The 15,637-nt window shown below is 56.3% G+C and carries 16 protein-coding genes; 8 read left to right on the top strand and 8 right to left on the bottom strand.

Going from position 1 to position 15,637, the window contains the following annotated elements; all coding sequences use genetic code 11:
- Positions 1-46: 46 nt before the first annotated feature.
- On the top strand, positions 47-205 hold the full coding sequence (locus DXD94_RS07165) for a hypothetical protein (protein WP_199568411.1): 159 nt from the start codon (positions 47-49) through the stop codon (positions 203-205).
- Between the two features lie 248 nt (positions 206-453).
- Here DXD94_RS07165 and DXD94_RS09670 read toward each other — a convergent pair whose 3' ends face one another.
- On the bottom strand, positions 454-672 hold the full coding sequence (locus DXD94_RS09670; protein WP_158557573.1) for a transposase: 219 nt from the start codon (positions 670-672) through the stop codon (positions 454-456).
- A 661-nt stretch (positions 673-1,333) separates the two neighbouring features.
- Here DXD94_RS09670 and DXD94_RS07155 point away from each other — a divergent pair.
- The 4 genes from DXD94_RS07155 (at position 1,334) to DXD94_RS07135 (ending at position 4,795) form a co-directional block, all read left to right on the top strand.
- Complete coding sequence (locus DXD94_RS07155; protein ID WP_117734612.1) at positions 1,334-1,753, top strand: YjdF family protein; 420 nt, start codon at positions 1,334-1,336, stop codon at positions 1,751-1,753.
- A gap of 1,175 nt (positions 1,754-2,928) precedes the next feature.
- The gene (locus DXD94_RS07150) at positions 2,929-3,324 is read left to right on the top strand and encodes a LytTR family DNA-binding domain-containing protein (RefSeq protein ID WP_199568410.1); all 396 of its coding nucleotides are present in this window, start codon (positions 2,929-2,931) and stop codon (positions 3,322-3,324) included.
- Entirely contained in the window at positions 3,317-3,796 is a 480-nt protein-coding gene (locus DXD94_RS07145; RefSeq protein WP_117763654.1) for a DUF3021 family protein, read from the top strand. Before DXD94_RS07150 ends, DXD94_RS07145 begins: the two co-directional genes overlap by 8 nt.
- Positions 3,797-4,375: 579 nt before the next feature.
- On the top strand, positions 4,376-4,795 hold the full coding sequence (locus tag DXD94_RS07135; RefSeq protein WP_117763652.1) for a YjdF family protein: 420 nt from the start codon (positions 4,376-4,378) through the stop codon (positions 4,793-4,795).
- 208 nt (positions 4,796-5,003) lie between these two features.
- On the opposite strand, the gene DXD94_RS07130 is transcribed toward DXD94_RS07135, so the two are convergent.
- From DXD94_RS07130 to DXD94_RS07100, 6 genes are all read right to left on the bottom strand, one after another.
- A complete protein-coding gene (locus DXD94_RS07130) occupies positions 5,004-5,453 on the bottom strand; it encodes a hypothetical protein (protein WP_117763651.1) in 450 nt (149 codons plus the stop codon).
- 836 nt (positions 5,454-6,289) lie between these two features.
- Positions 6,290-6,733, bottom strand: a complete 444-nt coding sequence (locus DXD94_RS07125) for a GNAT family N-acetyltransferase (RefSeq protein ID WP_117763650.1) — start codon at positions 6,731-6,733, stop codon at positions 6,290-6,292.
- An 884-nt stretch (positions 6,734-7,617) separates the two neighbouring features.
- A complete protein-coding gene (locus DXD94_RS09720; protein WP_199568408.1) occupies positions 7,618-8,163 on the bottom strand; it encodes a helix-turn-helix domain-containing protein in 546 nt (181 codons plus the stop codon).
- A gap of 164 nt (positions 8,164-8,327) precedes the next feature.
- Positions 8,328-9,797: a ribosomal protection-like ABC-F family protein gene (gene abc-f / locus DXD94_RS07110; RefSeq protein WP_117734620.1), complete on the bottom strand. Its 1,470-nt coding sequence runs from the start codon at positions 9,795-9,797 to the stop codon at positions 8,328-8,330.
- A gap of 261 nt (positions 9,798-10,058) precedes the next feature.
- The gene (locus DXD94_RS07105) at positions 10,059-11,345 is read right to left on the bottom strand and encodes an MFS transporter (RefSeq protein ID WP_117763649.1); all 1,287 of its coding nucleotides are present in this window, start codon (positions 11,343-11,345) and stop codon (positions 10,059-10,061) included.
- Between the two features lie 725 nt (positions 11,346-12,070).
- On the bottom strand, positions 12,071-12,334 hold the full coding sequence (locus DXD94_RS07100) for a helix-turn-helix transcriptional regulator (RefSeq protein ID WP_117763648.1): 264 nt from the start codon (positions 12,332-12,334) through the stop codon (positions 12,071-12,073).
- A 129-nt stretch (positions 12,335-12,463) separates the two neighbouring features.
- On the opposite strand from DXD94_RS07100, the gene DXD94_RS07095 reads away from it, so the two are divergent.
- From DXD94_RS07095 to DXD94_RS07080, 3 genes are all read left to right on the top strand, one after another.
- Positions 12,464-13,465 carry a permease gene (locus DXD94_RS07095; RefSeq protein WP_199568407.1) on the top strand — a complete coding sequence of 334 codons (1,002 nt, stop codon included), beginning with the start codon at positions 12,464-12,466 and terminating at the stop codon, positions 13,463-13,465.
- A 48-nt stretch (positions 13,466-13,513) separates the two neighbouring features.
- Positions 13,514-13,855 carry a thioredoxin family protein gene (locus DXD94_RS07090; protein WP_117763646.1) on the top strand — a complete coding sequence of 114 codons (342 nt, stop codon included), beginning with the start codon at positions 13,514-13,516 and terminating at the stop codon, positions 13,853-13,855.
- Between the two features lie 209 nt (positions 13,856-14,064).
- Positions 14,065-14,685 (top strand): lipoate--protein ligase family protein, encoded by a 621-nt coding sequence (locus DXD94_RS07080; RefSeq protein ID WP_117763644.1) that lies wholly within the window; start codon positions 14,065-14,067, stop codon positions 14,683-14,685.
- 317 nt (positions 14,686-15,002) lie between these two features.
- Here the strand turns inward: DXD94_RS07080 and DXD94_RS09665 are convergent, their stop codons facing one another.
- Positions 15,003-15,584, bottom strand: a complete 582-nt coding sequence (locus tag DXD94_RS09665; RefSeq protein ID WP_158564808.1) for an ABC transporter — start codon at positions 15,582-15,584, stop codon at positions 15,003-15,005.
- Positions 15,585-15,637: the final 53 nt, after the last annotated feature.

Below are 15,637 nucleotides of genomic sequence, written 5' to 3'. Positions count from 1 at the left end.
ATGACGGGGCGGAATGTCAATCCTGGTCTAACAGAGCCTTACGTTTTTGTACCGCGCAGCGGTTGAGCGCGAGCTCGATCAGGGCGAGCTGCGCGACATCACCCCAAGCGACTTCTTTGTCGAGCACGACTTTCGCCTGATCTGGCAACGTGGCAGCCTCGCTGCGCGCCGCTACCAGGAAATCGCCCGCTCCTGGAGGCGATAAAGCCCGCAGTGCCCGCGCACGTACACAGGCAGAAGCCCGGCTCCGCGCCAAAAACGGCCTCCGATGGCGCCTAAAAACCAAAATCGACCTCCAGTGGCAAAAACCAACGCCAAAACAGGCCTCCGATGACACTTTTACCATTGCCATCGGAGGTCGATTTTGGCAAGCTGCAGGTAGAGACGTCGCTCATTTTTATGGCAAGCGCTCGTATTTGCCACCGAAGGCCAAAAATGGGCTCTTCGACGTTTCTAGTGGGTAGCGCATGTCAGCTTCTTCTGGGCCGTGAAGTCCAGGCGGCCCAGCCGGAGGAAGATTATCGTCCTGAAATAGGCGATGCTCCTGAAGCCCCTTGCAGCGCTGCGGACCGACTGGACGACGGGGTTCAGCCCTTCCAGGAACGAGTTTGTGGAGCCCCTCTTCCACCAGTTCAGGATGCCCTCCCGCTCCTTCCTGAGCGTCCTCGCCACGCATCGCGCTCGCGCGCCGCATCCGAGCTCGCCGAGATGTTCGCCAGGGCCGACGGCGGAACCGAGGCGCTGCCCGACAAGGGGCCCGACGCCGCAGCTCGCTCCGCGCTCGAGTTCCTTCGCAGGTTGACAGAATCGCTCGGGTTGGTAGAATAGCCTGCAGATAGCAAAACCTTCACGGTTTTAGGGGCGGACTTGCGCAAGCGACTCTGCCCTATTTTTATATTCACTCGCTATAGGAGACGGGTGATACCTGGGTCAATGACAGAACTGAGAAGCCCGGAATAATGGAGCCGGTTAGAAACCCTCGGGTTTGCGGGGCGGGATCGTGAGAGCGATTCTGCCCTATTTTTTTCCTCCGTCTGCCCCAAACCAAGTAGTTCGAAGATAGCCTGTAGGTGTCCTCGTGGGCGCCTTTTATTTTCAGGGAATCGGCCGCTTCATGAACGAGTGACCGGCTTGACCTAGATCGAACCGCCTTCATCTCTGTCTAGGCGCCGGCGATCAACATCGTAAATCCGCGCGTGCTACAATGCGGACATCAGAGATGAAAACACAGTCCCCGTCGGGTAGTCGTGGGCGTGCGGGAGTCCGCATCAGTAACCTGCCTCCTTGGTTGTCCCTTCTCTGCATGGTCATCTACATAAAGGAGGAACCAACCATGCAGATCAGCGTGTCGTCCACCCTGACCGTATATCACGACGGCCAATTCTGGGTCGGGCTGGCGGAGCATGTCGAGAACGGCAGATACGGCGTCGCCCGCATCGTCTTCGGCGCGGAGCCATCCGATGAGGAGATCCTGCAGTTCGTTGTCGGCAAATGGGAGAAGCTCTCGTTCTTCGGCGACAATCCGACCGAGGCGAGCAAGCCCGCGAAGAACCCCAAGCGGCGCGCCCGCGAGGCGGCGAAGGCCCTTAAGCGGCCGGCAGTGAGCACCAAGGCACAACAGGCGCTCGCGGCACAACGGGAAGCGATGAAGCAGGCGTCGGCTCATACAAGAAGCCAACGCCGCGCGGATGAGGCGGAGGCGCGCTTCGAGCAACGGAAGCTGAAGCGCAAACAGAAGCATCGCGGTCATTGATACCGCTATCGACCAGTATATATAGCAGCAGGCGTAGCTTCGATTGAAACTACGCCTGCCACCTGGTGCTATAACGTTATACAGAACGTATGTTCTATTCCAACTCTTTCAAGTCCATTTGCCGTGGCGACATTCCAATTGGGTCTAGTTTGGTTGTCGATTTGTCCACCTTGCCGCCGAATCCCTCCGCGTGTCCTCGCGTAGGCGTTTGGGACAAACCCTGGGACAAATTCGCAAACTATTTCGAAACCGCAAGCTCGCAGTTTCATTTTTGTCCCGGGGACAAAAACGACAAGGCTTTGAGGCCCGGAACCGCTCGAAAGGGGTGCCAAAACGGCTGTTTTCCCTTTTTGACGCCTGTTTAGCAAAGTGAATCGTAGCCAGCGGCTTTGCCGCCTTGCATTTCCGCAGGTCAGATGAGATGCACAAGAGCGATGACCGAAAGAATCGTCGCAGGTGGCTTATCCACCCAAGAGTTCAACGATTCCACTTTCAAATGCATGAGGAAATGCGAATGACCTCAATGCGCTCCCGAACTCGACGCTAACGTAAACGCCGACTCCGTCGAGCGAAGACTGGCCGATATGAGTCACAACACCGTCCCCAAGGCTGATATGCCTAAGATGGCTTCCAACTGGGGGCGGGGTTTGGCAATAGGAACCACACGAAGAAATGCAGTCCCCTTGGAGTCCTGCTCGGTGATTCCGCCAGCGTTCTTCTCAAGGCAATCCAGAAGAGCAATCGGATCGCCCATCACGTCAGGTGGCGGAGTTGGCATGGAGGGCAGGTTCTTGTTGGTTTCCGCCTATTGTACGCCCGTCGTCGTGCACGACCAATCGGACAGCATCCCGGATTCGATAGCTGCATGCGAGGGGTTTCGAGCTAAGTGCTCTTGAGCATAGCGTTTCACGTGCCGGTGTTCATGAGCGGCAAGGATTGCTGTTTCGGGCTCGATCCGAGGATGCGTGACTACGGTCTCTCTTGCTGTTCAGCTCGCCCAGCCTGTATCTTGGTTCCTCGACTGCGCAGCTTGGTTAAACGCCGAAGGTTCAGCTATCTTCGTCAGCTAGCATGAGAGCAATCCGAAGGGAGGACGCATGAAGATCACAATCGAAGAGTGAGAAGCGGCTCAAGATATAGAAGTCACGATCGTCTGCGTAAGGGTCGATCGCCGCGTGCTTGATATAGCGGCTCGGCTGCGCATGCTTGACAGGAAGGTGACGGGCACGGCCGACGGCTGCACGCGCGTGCTGAGCGCAGAAGACGTCCTGTTCATCGAGTCGGTCGACAAGCACACGTTCATTTATACGGCCGACACGGTTCTCGAAACGGGCCTGCGCCTTTACGAGATGGAGGAGCGCCTGGCGGACTGCGACTTCCTGCGCATCGCGAAAGGTTGCATCGTCAACTTCCGCGCGATCACCGCCCTCAAGCCCGACGTCAACGGCAGGATCATCGCCACCTTGGAAAACGGTGAGCAAGTCGTTATCTCGCGCCAGTATGCGCCCGACGTCAAATCGAAGCTCGGTCTGAAGCAGTCGAAACGAAGGAAGGGAGACCGAAATGATTAACAGGGACATTATCGACACCGATAAAAAGACGCCCGCGGAAAACCTCGGACAACTCGTGAAAAGCACCTGTATCGGCTTCACTGTTGCCATGATAGCCTTCTTGGCATTAGGGACTTGTTTCGCTGATGACACCGCCAAGCAGGGCATTAACTATTGCTGGTCGATTCTCGCCGCGTGCGTCACCGTCCCCGCGCTGCAGTTCGTGTTCTTCACGCCCGCGGTGATCAGACAGATGGCGTATCCCGCGCGCCTGGCGCTGTTCGACGTTTGCCTCTACGCAGCCCTCTGTGCATTGGCGTTTGTCTTTGCTTGGGTTCCCGTGAACAACCCCGGGGCGTGGGTTACCTTCACGGTTGTCTATCTCGCCATCCTGGCGGTCCTCACTCTTGCTTTCAACGCCAAGCTGAGCCGCGAGACCCGCGAATTGAACGACAGGCTCGCGGAATACCGCAAGAGCAGGGAGACGGAATAAGGGTATAGCTGAGCATTATCGATGCTGGGCAAATCCTTACTCCCGATCCTCGGATTACCGCCCAGCGCGAGGACCTGATGCCAAGGCCGGCGCAGGGCGATGCTCGGCCCCGTTCGCTACCCCAAGCGCTTCCTGCGCGGTCATGCCCTTGTAGCCCCCGTTCGCGCGCATAAGCGGGTTCATGTGCAGGGGAATGTCGATCCAGGTGCCGCTTGCTCGGTCAGCTTGATCGGATTGGAGGAAGACGACCTCGTGTTCAGCATAGACGATGGCGAAACTTCCTACGTATTGCGGTCTACCCAAGCCATCATTCGGTCCTCCTCGGTTTCGAAACTCGAATTTTTTTAAAGTTTCGAAACCGGGGAAGCAGTATGCACAGGGATACATCGAGGAGCAATTCCCAGTCGCGCCATGTCAGCAGCGATGCCGGGCGCATTCACGCGTGCTACAATGCGGGCACCAGAGATGAAAACACAGTCCCCGTCGGGTAGTCGTGGGCGTGCGGGAGTCCGCATCAGTAACCTGCCTCCTTGGTTGTCCCTTCTCTGCATGGTCATCTACATAAAGGAGGAACCAACCATGCAGATCAGCGTGTCATCCACCCTGACCGTATATCATGACGGCCAATTCTGGGTCGGGCTGGCGGAGCATGTCGAGGACGGCAGATACGGCGCCGCCCGCATCGTCTTCGGCGCGGAACCGTCCGATGAGGAAATCCTGCGATTCGTTACAAGCAAATGGGCGGAGCTCGCGTTCTTCGGTGACGAGGCCACGGAAACAAGCAAGCCCGCGAAGAATCCCAAGCGACGCGCTCGCGAGGCAGCGAAAGCCCTTAAGCGGCCCGCGGTGAGCACCAAGGCACAACAGGCGCTCGCAGCACAGCGGGAAGCGACGAAGCGGGAGTCGGCTCAAGCAAGAAGCCAGCGTCGCGCGGATGAGGCGGAGGCGCGCTTCGAGCAGCGAAAGCTGAAGCGCAAGCAGAAGCATCGTGGGCATTGATCGCCATGTGCAGCAAGGCAAACCATATACAGCAGTGGGGCCAGTTCCACTTGAAGCCGACGCCGCGTAGACGCTAATGGTGACGGCTATGCACGGGCACGGGCGAGCCACTGCACTTCACAGCTTGTTTCTCAAGTATTTGGGACGCACACGCGGCGTTCAAAAATGCGGAGCGACTCCACATGGCTCGAGACTGAGCCGAGGTGCCCTACTTCTCGCCCTCCAGCAGGCCCACGATGCGGTCGATGTCGACGGCGAAGCGGGGCCTTCCTTCGCGCTCGTAGCGGTCGAGGTACGCCTGGCACTCGGAGACAATGCGCTTGGTGTTGCCGTCGATGATGCGCTGGAGCGTCTCGTAGTAGGCCGAGCCCTCGGTCCTGAAGCGGCGCTGGTAGGACTTGGTTATGGGGAACATCTTGATGTAGTGGATGCCGTGGCGGCAGCCGGGGCGCGTCGTGGGGCGGGGTGGCAACGCAAAGTACTGGTCTTTGGGCACGTTGGGGGCGATGTTGGAACGCAGCGGCACGGCGAAGTCCCTGCGCTTCCCGCGGAAACGCAGCCTCACCACCACGATGCAGGGGAGATTGTGCTTAAGCATGAGCTCGCGGTCGCCCTCGACGAGGTCGAAGAAGTCCTGGGGGATGGATACGATCTTCATCGGTTGCGCCCCCTTCATACGAAGCGGGGCCCGCATCGCTGCAGGCCCCTACAGGTGGGCGATATTCTACGCCTTGCGGCACCCCGTCGCCCACGGAGGTTAAACGTACACGTAAGCCGTACTCTGAAAGCCGCGGCTTCCGGCAAGTAGTTTATACCACGAAAGGTCGCTTTCAATGCGCATAGCTCGCAAAACAACACTCGCTGGGCCGCCACCCCTGGCAGTTACCCACCAATCTTCATTGGAGTCAGCAGGTCAATTCGTATAGTTATGGGGGTGCATCCTAAAGGAAATCCAATTTATACCCCATGACTAAGGAATTTTCTACTCCCACTCTTTCACGCTCGTTTGCCGCCATACCATTTCAGTCAACTCCAGTTGAGTGGTTGGACTTGGCAATTTTGCCACCGAATCCCGCCGCGTGTCTTCACGTGGGCGTTTGGGACAAAACATGGGACAAATATGCGAACTATTTCGAAACCGTGGGCACGCAGTTTCATTTTTGTCCCGGGGACAAAAACGGGTTTGTTTTAAGGCTCGGAACCACATGAAATGAATACCAAAACGACTGATTTCCCCCTTTGGCGCCTGTTTCGCGAAGTGAATCGTAGGCAGTGGCTTTATCGTCTTGCGTTTCCGCAGGTCATATGCGATTCGTAAGAGCAATGAGTGAAAGAATCGTCGCAGGCGGCTTTGTTTGCGAACACGAACGAGACCTTGGTCTGTAACTTGCGAAGTCGCCGTTTTTGCTCGTTACCCGTTTGCCATCGGCTTCGCCGTCTTTAAGAAGCTCAGATTTCTTCGATATTCATTGCAGCGATAAAATAAACGATAATTTATATTTTTTTCTGTAAATAAATCATATCTGTTAGTTGAACCCCACCTTCAAAAATAGGGTGGTCATAGTTATCAATAAAATAATTTTCAATGCTGTATGAGCGGGCAAAACCAGATTTTTCATAAAAAGGAACGGTCAACGGGCTATCCCCTGTGCCAACTTGTATTATTGAATATTTCCCTTTATATTTCGCAGCAACAAAGTCAATTAGCGCCTTGCCGTAACCTTTGCCCTGATATTTTGGCGCAGTTGCAATATTTTTAATTTCAAGAATGCCTTTGCCCTCGTCGGTTACTACACACTCGCATTTAACCCCATTATCGACTAATACATACATCATTCCTCTATCAATATATCGGTCTATCATGCTCTCTTGTTCATCGGCTAACAGTAATAAGGGGAGAAATTGTTTTTTGTTCTCTTTAATTTCTATAATTTCCATATCGGTATGTACTCCAATATTATCGTTTGAATACATCAAGCAAAATATTCGTATCAGAATCATAGACAATGTCAGCACGGTCCTCGCTAATCTTGCCGAAATAGGTACAGCCTATCCTGGTTAGATGAAGAATAGCAGGAATCTGGACTCTGGTGAGTTCTGTAAAAACCGCCTATTAGACATGAAGCCACCTCCGACATAATAAGCTCGGTTTTTATAGACTGTTATCCTTCATTTTTGTTGTGTTACGACTTCTTATGCCAGAGTAGTGAAATTAAATGTCGTGTATGGCACTCAGTTGCATTATGGTTGCCTAGCAACTCGCGCTAACGGCCTTCGCACTTTTTGTAATACGGTTCTGCTATAGCGCCGTGCGTATTGGCATTCGGAACTGTCGCAGGTCACTCAATCTTAAATCGTCAACGAGGCCTTAGCTCGCCGTTGCTCGGACGATTAATAACATCCGCGAGGCTACGACAAAAAGATGCAAATCGAACAAACATCGTCCCGTTCGTCCGTTCCAGTTTGTCCAGACGCCCCTCCCACAATGTTCATGTTCCAACGGATGGGTACCATTTATCCGGGTGCACCTGGGGCAACGGGCCGGCAGGCTCGCGCAAGGTCACTCGCATAACGTGCAACATCAAACACGACAGAAGAGGCGAACGACAGATGCCGGACCCCGGACGACAGCACCGCGGAAGACAAGCACTCCGACCACAACCGAACAACTCCAGCTACTAGGCAGGCGCCCGCATGGGCGCCTTTTACTTTTCAGGGACTTAGCCGCAGCTAAGGCACGCGGCTCGTGGCCGTTTCGTGAAGGCCCGACCACCTCGACCCGTCTCCGCTCCCGCCGTGCGCGCCAATCGCCATCAGGCGGTTCAATCGTCGCGTAGACGAAAAGGCACACGGAACCGCGCAGACGCATCGCGCGGAAGTAAAGCGGCTCGAAGATCGCATCGATCGGACATGCCTCCTGGCACGCGCTGCTCGGCGGAGGGGTCGATGAGCCTCAGGCCGACCGCGTTCCAGTCCTCGTCGTACGCCGTGGCGTAGCGATCGACTATCTTCCATCCGTCGATGACGTAGACGCCGTTGTCGCCCTGGTCGCCCAAGTTGCGGTATCGGTCTATGCCCACCGAGAGCGAGCCTCCGAAGAAGTTGCCGACCACCTGGGCCATCCGCGCCCATCCGTAGTGTTCGGCCAGGTCGCTCGCCTGCTCCTTCGTGAGGAAGCAGGCGAGGCTCATGTCCATGACCGCGCAGAGGCGAACGAACTCGTCGACGTGCATGGAGCGCTGCCCGTTGAGGACGTACCAGAGGCGCTTTCTGTCCACATTGATTCGGCGGGCGAGTTCGGCCACGCTGATGCCGCGGTCCTGCCGCGCCCGCTCTATCCTTGCGACTATAAGATCGGCCTGGTTCATCCGCTTCCCCGCTTTGAAAATTTCTTTCGTGTCTCGGAAAACTCGGATTGCCAATTCTTCCGAATTTCTGTGAACCTTATCAATTGACCTATGCATCGCGGAGAAAAAGGCCTGTTTCGAGGCCTTTTGTCTCCATTCTGGGAATATATCCTGCTCATTTAGGGTTATTCGCGCTGAAAGATTTTGACTAGCTTGGTGTCCTTTATTTCGTAAATAATGTCTGCGACGTTCTCGACCAGCCTCTTATCGTGGGAGACGAACACTATCGTTCCGGCATAGGCGCTCATCATCTGCTCGAGGGCTTCGGCGCTCTTGATGTCCAGGTAATTTCCAGGCTCGTCCATGAGCAAGATGTTGTATCTGCCCAGCAGCATCTTCGCGAGCAGCAGCTTGATGACTTCGCCTCCCGAGAGAACGCCAACGTCCTTTGCCAGGTCACGCGGTCCGATTCCCATAGAGGCGAGGATGCTTCGGATTTCGGTCATGCTGTACTCGCAACCATCCTGCATGAACGAGATCGCAGACTGACGGGCGTCGAACTTGTAGCCTGTTTGCTCGAAGTAACCGATCTCTGCCTTGGGAGAGATGTTGATACCGTCGGCGCGTCGAGCGATTGCCTTCAGCAGGCTGGTCTTTCCTGTACCGTTGCCACCGGTGATGGCCACTTTGGCACCGAGCGGTATCTCGAATTTCGCGTGGTCATAGAGCATGCAGTTGCCGAAGCTCAAGTTGAAATCGTCTGCCGAGATGGGAAATTTACTATGCAGTTCCAGGGCCTTGCTCTGGCGGAACCGCACGGTGCGAATGCTGTCAGGGGCCTCAATCCCTTCGAGCGCTTCGAGGCGCTTCTCCATGTTCTTAGCCGCCTGGTACATCCTCTTCTGTTTGGTGCCGGTTGCTTTCTGATGTCCCAATCGACCTGCATTCTCGTTGCTTTTCTTTGCGCCCTTCTGCTTGGCGTCGACCTGCCGTGCTTTTTTCCGTTGTTTTTCGATGGCGGCTTCAAGGCGCTCGCGCTCGCGCATCGCCTCTTCGTATCGAGCCGCCTGAACTTTGCGCTCTTCTTCTTTCTGTCGCAGATAGTCGGAGTAGTCACCCCAGAATTCGGAAATACCGCCGTCTTTGAGCTCCCAGATCTTGTCCACTACCTGATCGAGAAAATAACGGTCATGGCTCACAATGAGCAGGGCTCCATCAAATGCCTTGAGTTGTCCGACGAGAAGACTGATGCCGTCTTGGTCGAGGTGGCTCGTAGGCTCATCAGCAAAGATCGCGCTTGCCTGCTGGGAGAGCGCAGAGGCAATCTTGGCGCGTGTCTCCTCTCCGCCGCTCATCGTCTCCTGCGCCACTCCGGCGACGTTGAGACGGGAGAGCATCTCACCACTGCCCTGAGCCGCATCAAGGTCGAGTTCATCGAGTTGGCCGATGAGGGCAATGCTGCCGAAACGCCTGACGTCGGCGTCCGCAATGGTAAGATTGCCGCTCAGAATTTTAAGCAGGCTGGTTTTGCCTGCGCCATTGTCTCCCACCAAGCCGATGCGATCGTAGGAGTAGATTTCCAACTCTTCGATATCTAGGATATCGCGGCCGGCATATTCCAAAAAGATGTCTTTAGCTTTGACTATGAGTTCCATAGGTTGAACCGCCTTTTGTGTATTAGCGTTTTACTGGAAGCGCAGCCATGCCAAAAAAGATTGCTCACGTCGATTTTTCGCCTTTGCCCAATTGCCGGCGCGAGCGTTTTGACCTTGCGCAAGCCGGCAAATCCGAAAATGATAGTTGGCGACGAATAAGGAGCGCGATGCGGAATGTCGGTGCAATACCTCGTCGTCGCAAGGGCTTGAAGGCTGACGCTTGAACCGATGGCTGCTGCCTCTTTTTTTCGAATATTTGGGCTATTGAATCTGCCCGGTATCTCTTTTCCCCGCGTTTCGGACGCTCGGAGCAAGCAGCATAGCCATCGCAAGCAGTACCATGGTCGCTCCAGAGCCGACGAACCATAACGGAGCTCCAAGCAGATCCGCAAAAACGGAGGGGGCTGCGAGGCCCATGGGCATGGCCCAAGCCATGATGGTTCCGTAGAGGCCGAAAACGCGGCCTAGGTACTCAGGAGGTATCTGCTCCTGCATAAGGGCAGTCTGGGTTCCCGCGTACAACGGGGAGCATGCGCCCATAAGAAAGCTCACCGGCAGGAAAGCAGCGAACAATGACGGGCCGAGCGATCCGGATACGATTGCGGCAATGCCGAAGCCGGCAATCGCGGCGACCATGGTGAACGACCTATTGCGGAACCCTCCCGTAACCGCCAAGATACCGGACCCAGCCAGCATGCCTGCAGAAAAAAGGATTTCCACCAAAGCGGCATCCCCCGTGCTACCGCCAAAATGCCCCAAGGTCATTATTGGGAACAATGCCGCGAGCGGAGAGAACGCGAAAGCGAAGACGAACCCGCACCAAAGAAGGGCGAACAGCCCCCTGTACCCCCTAATCAGCTTGTAGCCGTCCGAAATCTCAGAGAAGAGCTCTCGAACCTTATTGGAAAAGGACAAGCTGCGGTCGGCTTCGTCGAGGCCCCCTGCGTCTATCTGTGCGGCGAGGACGGCTAAAGAAGCGAAAAGCGCTCCCAGCACGTCGAGGACAATCATAGCGGTAATGCCCGCCACGGGATAAATCACTGCTGCAAGCGCGGCGCCAAGAATGTATCCGCCGGACTGAATCGCCTGAGTCACCCCCGATAGGCGAACGAGATGCTCCGGTGGGGCGAGATGGGGCGTGAGAGATTGGGAGGCTGGCGTGTAGAACGAAGTACCAACTGCACGGAGAAACAAGGCGATGAGAATTAGCCATGCAGGTAAGCTGCCGGCCAACGAGGCAATCGCCAAGGCGGCACCCACCGCGGCAATGAAGAGGTCGGCGCCGATGAGGACACGTTTCAAAGGCAGTCTGTCGACAACGGCGCCCGCAAGGATTCCGAACAAAGCAATCGGCAGAAAGCCTGCCAGCGATGCTAAGGAGAGGAGAGAAGACGACCCTGTCGTGAGGGCGAGATGCCAAATAAGACCCATCTGGAGAATCGAACTCGTCAATGTCGAAACGAGCTCCCCGCCCCATACGAAACAAAGCTTGAATTGCCATGAATGGCACAGCAGAGCAGACCTGCCCCGAGAGGTTTCAAATATCATGGTTATGTCCAATCGTGAAATGGCGTGCAGAAAAACAGCGCGACGCCACAACAGCGCCGCTTTCTAGGCGCTCATCCACGTGCGGAAAAGACCAACCACGACACCCCTCCTTTGTTAATTCGGTCTGGCAAACCATGTAATATTAACGAGGCTTGAGTTTGCCTGTCAAGAATCGACCATCGGTAAGCGCAGTCCTCTCTGGCCATTCGATTCCTTTTGTATCTATGGCTGCATTTACGTTATGTGGTTATCTATTTCGTTAGAATTCGCATGCCGTCAAATTTGAGTCACGGTATATCGATTTCACTGGGGCAATCTCGTAAGTCACGATGAGTCACGAAACTCGCGAGGATGTGACACACGGTCATTATAGCTTGGAAATCCACTGCGGAGATAGAGTAAGGGTGGCGATCTACATCTTCAGTGCTTGAAAACGGCCTTCTTTGAAGCATTGCGCAATCTCACCAAGTCTTGTTGCTATCTCTTCGAAAGGCGCATTTAGATCTAGAGCGCAGGAGGCGAAAGGATGACCAATCTCTCTCCAGTGCTTATTGGTCATCTATAGTTAAAAACTCTCTCCAGTTTGCTCCAGTTTGTCTCAGTTTGTTCCAGTCAACCCTATTTACATCCAGTCTCAAAAATTGACGTTTGGGCATGCGGTCAAATTTGGGTCACGGTTTTTCGGACCAACTGAGTCATTCTCTGGGGTCACGTTGGATCACGGCCTAACCGGAGATCCAATCGGAAAGAAGCGCTGCGGTCTCGTTGTTGGCGGAGTAGTGCATCCAGCGGCCATCCTTTCGACAGCTGACCAGCCCGGCGGCGCAGAGTTGCTTCACATGGTGGGAAAGGGTGGGCTGGGTGATGTCCATCTGCTCAAGGATGTTGCACGCGCAGATATCGTCCTTGTCCTTGATGGCCTGGTAGATGCGCAGGCGCGTGGGGTCGCCCAGCGCCTTGAACGCCGCCGCGAGGCTCTCGTTGTCCATGGTTTCCTCCTGTCTGTCTGGCAGCTTCAGTATATCACGCAAATTTATATATTGACATACGTCTATGTGTCTCCTATATTGCCCTCATACATAGATATATATTGATACGTCAATATGGAAGGAGCGCCAATGGAATCCATCGGAATGTTCATCTTGGACCAGGTGCTGAAGATGCAGTGGCTGAGCGAACTGATCGCCGCTTTGTTGGGCGCGCTCGGTATTGACACAGCGGGCCAGTGGGGCGGCACGCTCCACTTCTTCATCTATGACACGGTGAAGATCGTCATCCTGCTGTGCGTGCTCATCTTCGCCATCAGCTACATCCAGAGCCACTTCCCGCCGGAGCGCAGCCGCAAGATAATGGGCCGTTTCAAGGGTGTCTGGGGCAACGTGGTGGGAGCGCTGTTGGGAACGGTGACGCCGTTTTGCAGCTGCAGCTCCATCCCGCTGTTCATCGGGTTCACCCGCGCGGGCCTGCCGCTGGGCGTCACGTTCAGCTTCCTCATCAGCTCGCCCATGGTGGACCTGGGCAGCCTGGTGCTGATCATGAGCATCTTCGGTCCGGGCGTAGCCGTGGCCTACACGGTGGTGGGCCTGCTCATCGCCATCGCCGGCGGCGCCATCATCCAGAAAATGGGCATGGAGGGACACCTGACCGACTTCGTGCGCGGCGACGCGCCGGCGGACGCCGAGCTTTTGTCCATGACCGTGGCCAAGCGCCTGGCCTACGCCCGCAAGGAGACCTGGGGCACGTTCAAGAAGGTGTTCCCGTACATCCTGCTGGGCGTGGGAATCGGCGCCTTCATCCACAACTGGATCCCCGCCGAGTGGATCGAGCTGGTCCTGGGCGACGGCAACCCCTTCGCCGTGGTGCTGGCCACCCTCGTCGGCGCGCCCATCTACGCCGACACCTTCGGCGCCATCCCCATCGCCGAGGCCCTGTACTATAAGGGCACGGGCCTGGGCACGGTGCTGGCCTTCATGATGAGCGTCACCACGCTGTCCATCCCCAGCCTGACCATGCTCTCCCGCGTCATTAAGCCCAGGCTGATGGTGACGTTCGTGGGGCTGTGCATCGTCGGCATGTGCATAAGCGGCTACGTGTTCAACTTCCTGCAGCCGCTGTTCTAACCAGTTAGGAGCCCGCACGGTGCGGGCGCGTCGAAAGGAGAAATTGTCATGGGATTGTTCGGGTTCGGAAAGAAGAAGGAAGAGAAGGCGGCCGCCCCCTGCGCATGCGGCGAGGACGCCCCTCAGATGAAGGCGGAGCCCTGCGGCTGCGGAGGCGCCCGCCAGGTGAAGGTGCTGGGAGCCGGCTGCAAGAAGTGCCACGAGCTCAACGAGAACGCCCAAGCGGCCATCGCCGAGCTGGGGCTCGAGGCGGAGCTTGAGTACATCACCGACATGGACCGCGTCATGGGCTACGGCGCCATGAGCCTGCCAGCGCTGGTCGTCGACGGCAAGGTCGTGTCCGCTGGCATGGTGCTCACGCCGGCGGAAGTCGCAGCGTACTTGAGGTAGGAGGAATCATGGAGATCAGATCGACCCGAAGCAACGCATCCTGTTCTGGAAGGTCGCAGACGGCGATACCGTGGAGGCCGGCAAGTAGTTGCTTCCCTCGAGCAGGGCAAGGGCACGATGGAGGTCGTGGCACCGTGCGCTGGAAAGATCGAAATTGCCTGCAAGGGCGGCATGGTGTCTGAGGGCCAGCTCCTGGCGACGGTGGACTGATGCTGAACGTCGTGAAGAGCCCCTACCGCACCGCTTACGAGAACCTCGCCTTCGAGCAGGAGCTTCTTCGCACGGGCACGCCCTTCCTTTTCACCCACCGGGACGCCCCCTGCGTCTCGGTGGGCTTCAACCAAGACATTGAAGCGGAAGTCGACGCCGCACTTGCTAAGGAGCTGGGCGTCGACATCGTCCGGAGGCAAAGCGGCGGCGGGGCGGTCTACCGCGACGAGGGGTGCGTGGCATTCTCGATGGCGGTGCCGCGTGATTTACTTCCGCGCGCCATGGAGGTTCCCGAGCGGGCCCTGATGGCCCTGGGCGCGCCGGCCGTCCGAAACGACCGCAACGACGTCTACGTCGCCGGTCGCAAGGTATGCGGATGCGCATGGCAAGACGCTGGCGACCTGGTCGTGTTCCACGGCAGCGTGTTGTTCGATGTGGACCTGGACGCGATGGATCGCCTGCTTGCCCCCGGCAAGAGGAAGTACTGCGGCACCGCCATGAGGTCTGTTTTCGCCCGCGTGAGGAACATCAAGGATTTGGTTCCGCAGATGACTGCTGACGAGTTCCAGGGAGCACTCGAGAGAGCGCTCCTCGCCTCCGTTTCCTTGGGTGCGATGTGATTTCCGCCGGTCTCTTTCACGTGTGCCTCCGTCAGCTCCCTGACCGTGAGAAGCCTAGGGATGCGATCGCAATAAGAAAACCCCAGTTAAACTGGGGTTTTCTTATTGCGCAAAGCCTATACGGGCAACTTTCACTCTATAGTTAAAAAACTTTCTCCAGTTTGTTCCAGTTTGTCCCAGTTTGTTCAGTCAACCCTATTTACATCCAGTCTCAAAAACTGTCGAGAATTCATGGGGTCAGATCTGGGTCACGGTTTTTCGGACCAACTGGGCCATTCTCTGGGGTCACGCTAGGTCACAAAGCGCATACGCTTCGACTAAAGCATTTCCTTCTTCTGGATATGCTTCAGGTGGTTCTTCCTGAATGCGGGGTAGTTGGTGCCGAACACCTTCGCGTCCGTCTCCGTCAGCTCGCTTCTCTGGAACTTGATGTCGGTGAGCTTCAGGGTGCAGATGCAGTCCGCAACCCGGGAAAGCCTGTACTCCCTGGCGCTCGCCATCCTGTACAGGACCGCGTCCTTGGAGAGAATGAAGTCCAGCGCGCTGTGGAGGGCGGCGGTCACCATCCGCTGTCCGTTGTCGTAGTAGATCTTCACACGGTCGAAGTTCTGGAAGTACTCGAGGTTGTCGGTGAGGAAGACGACGAGGTCGCGCTTGAACCTTGCGGTGAAAAGCTCCGGCTCCTCGACCTCGCTCCTCTTGTAGGCAAACGACTTGCAGCGGAACGGCGCACGGCGGCAGAACGACTCGAAGCTGGCAAGCATCTTCTTCCGAGTTTCCATCTCAAGGTCCCTGTAAGGCTCCTTGCCGTATATCAGGGGAGATGCATGGAACGGGAGATTCGGCAGACCCTTCCTCGCGAGGTCTTCCTCCATGGCCAAGATGTAGCCGTCGAGCACCTCGTCCTGCTAATGGAACTCCAGGGACACGATGCAGTAGGCCGAATGGCCGT

It is taken from the genome of Collinsella sp. TM10-22 (genome assembly GCF_003466125.1).
Lineage (GTDB): Bacteria > Actinomycetota > Coriobacteriia > Coriobacteriales > Coriobacteriaceae > Collinsella.
Note: the sequence above shows the minus strand (reverse complement) of the source record. Positions and strands in the feature narration are given on the sequence as shown.

What these genes read in the sequence shown, in the direction of transcription:
- DXD94_RS07155 (WP_117734612.1), top strand. Translation starts at nt 1,334, where the DNA reads ATGCAGATCAGCGTGTCGTCCACCCTGACCGTATATCACGACGGCCAA.
- DXD94_RS07145 (WP_117763654.1), top strand. Translation starts at nt 3,317, where the DNA reads ATGATTAACAGGGACATTATCGACACCGATAAAAAGACGCCCGCGGAA.
- DXD94_RS07135 (WP_117763652.1), top strand. Translation starts at nt 4,376, where the DNA reads ATGCAGATCAGCGTGTCATCCACCCTGACCGTATATCATGACGGCCAA.
- DXD94_RS07130 (WP_117763651.1), bottom strand. Translation starts at nt 5,453, where the DNA reads ATGAAGATCGTATCCATCCCCCAGGACTTCTTCGACCTCGTCGAGGGC.
- DXD94_RS07125 (WP_117763650.1), bottom strand. Translation starts at nt 6,733, where the DNA reads ATGGAAATTATAGAAATTAAAGAGAACAAAAAACAATTTCTCCCCTTA.
- DXD94_RS09720 (WP_199568408.1), bottom strand. Translation starts at nt 8,163, where the DNA reads ATGAACCAGGCCGATCTTATAGTCGCAAGGATAGAGCGGGCGCGGCAG.
- abc-f (WP_117734620.1), bottom strand. Translation starts at nt 9,797, where the DNA reads ATGGAACTCATAGTCAAAGCTAAAGACATCTTTTTGGAATATGCCGGC.
- DXD94_RS07105 (WP_117763649.1), bottom strand. Translation starts at nt 11,345, where the DNA reads ATGATATTTGAAACCTCTCGGGGCAGGTCTGCTCTGCTGTGCCATTCA.
- DXD94_RS07100 (WP_117763648.1), bottom strand. Translation starts at nt 12,334, where the DNA reads ATGGACAACGAGAGCCTCGCGGCGGCGTTCAAGGCGCTGGGCGACCCC.
- DXD94_RS07095 (WP_199568407.1), top strand. Translation starts at nt 12,464, where the DNA reads ATGGAATCCATCGGAATGTTCATCTTGGACCAGGTGCTGAAGATGCAG.
- DXD94_RS07090 (WP_117763646.1), top strand. Translation starts at nt 13,514, where the DNA reads ATGGGATTGTTCGGGTTCGGAAAGAAGAAGGAAGAGAAGGCGGCCGCC.
- DXD94_RS07080 (WP_117763644.1), top strand. Translation starts at nt 14,065, where the DNA reads ATGCTGAACGTCGTGAAGAGCCCCTACCGCACCGCTTACGAGAACCTC.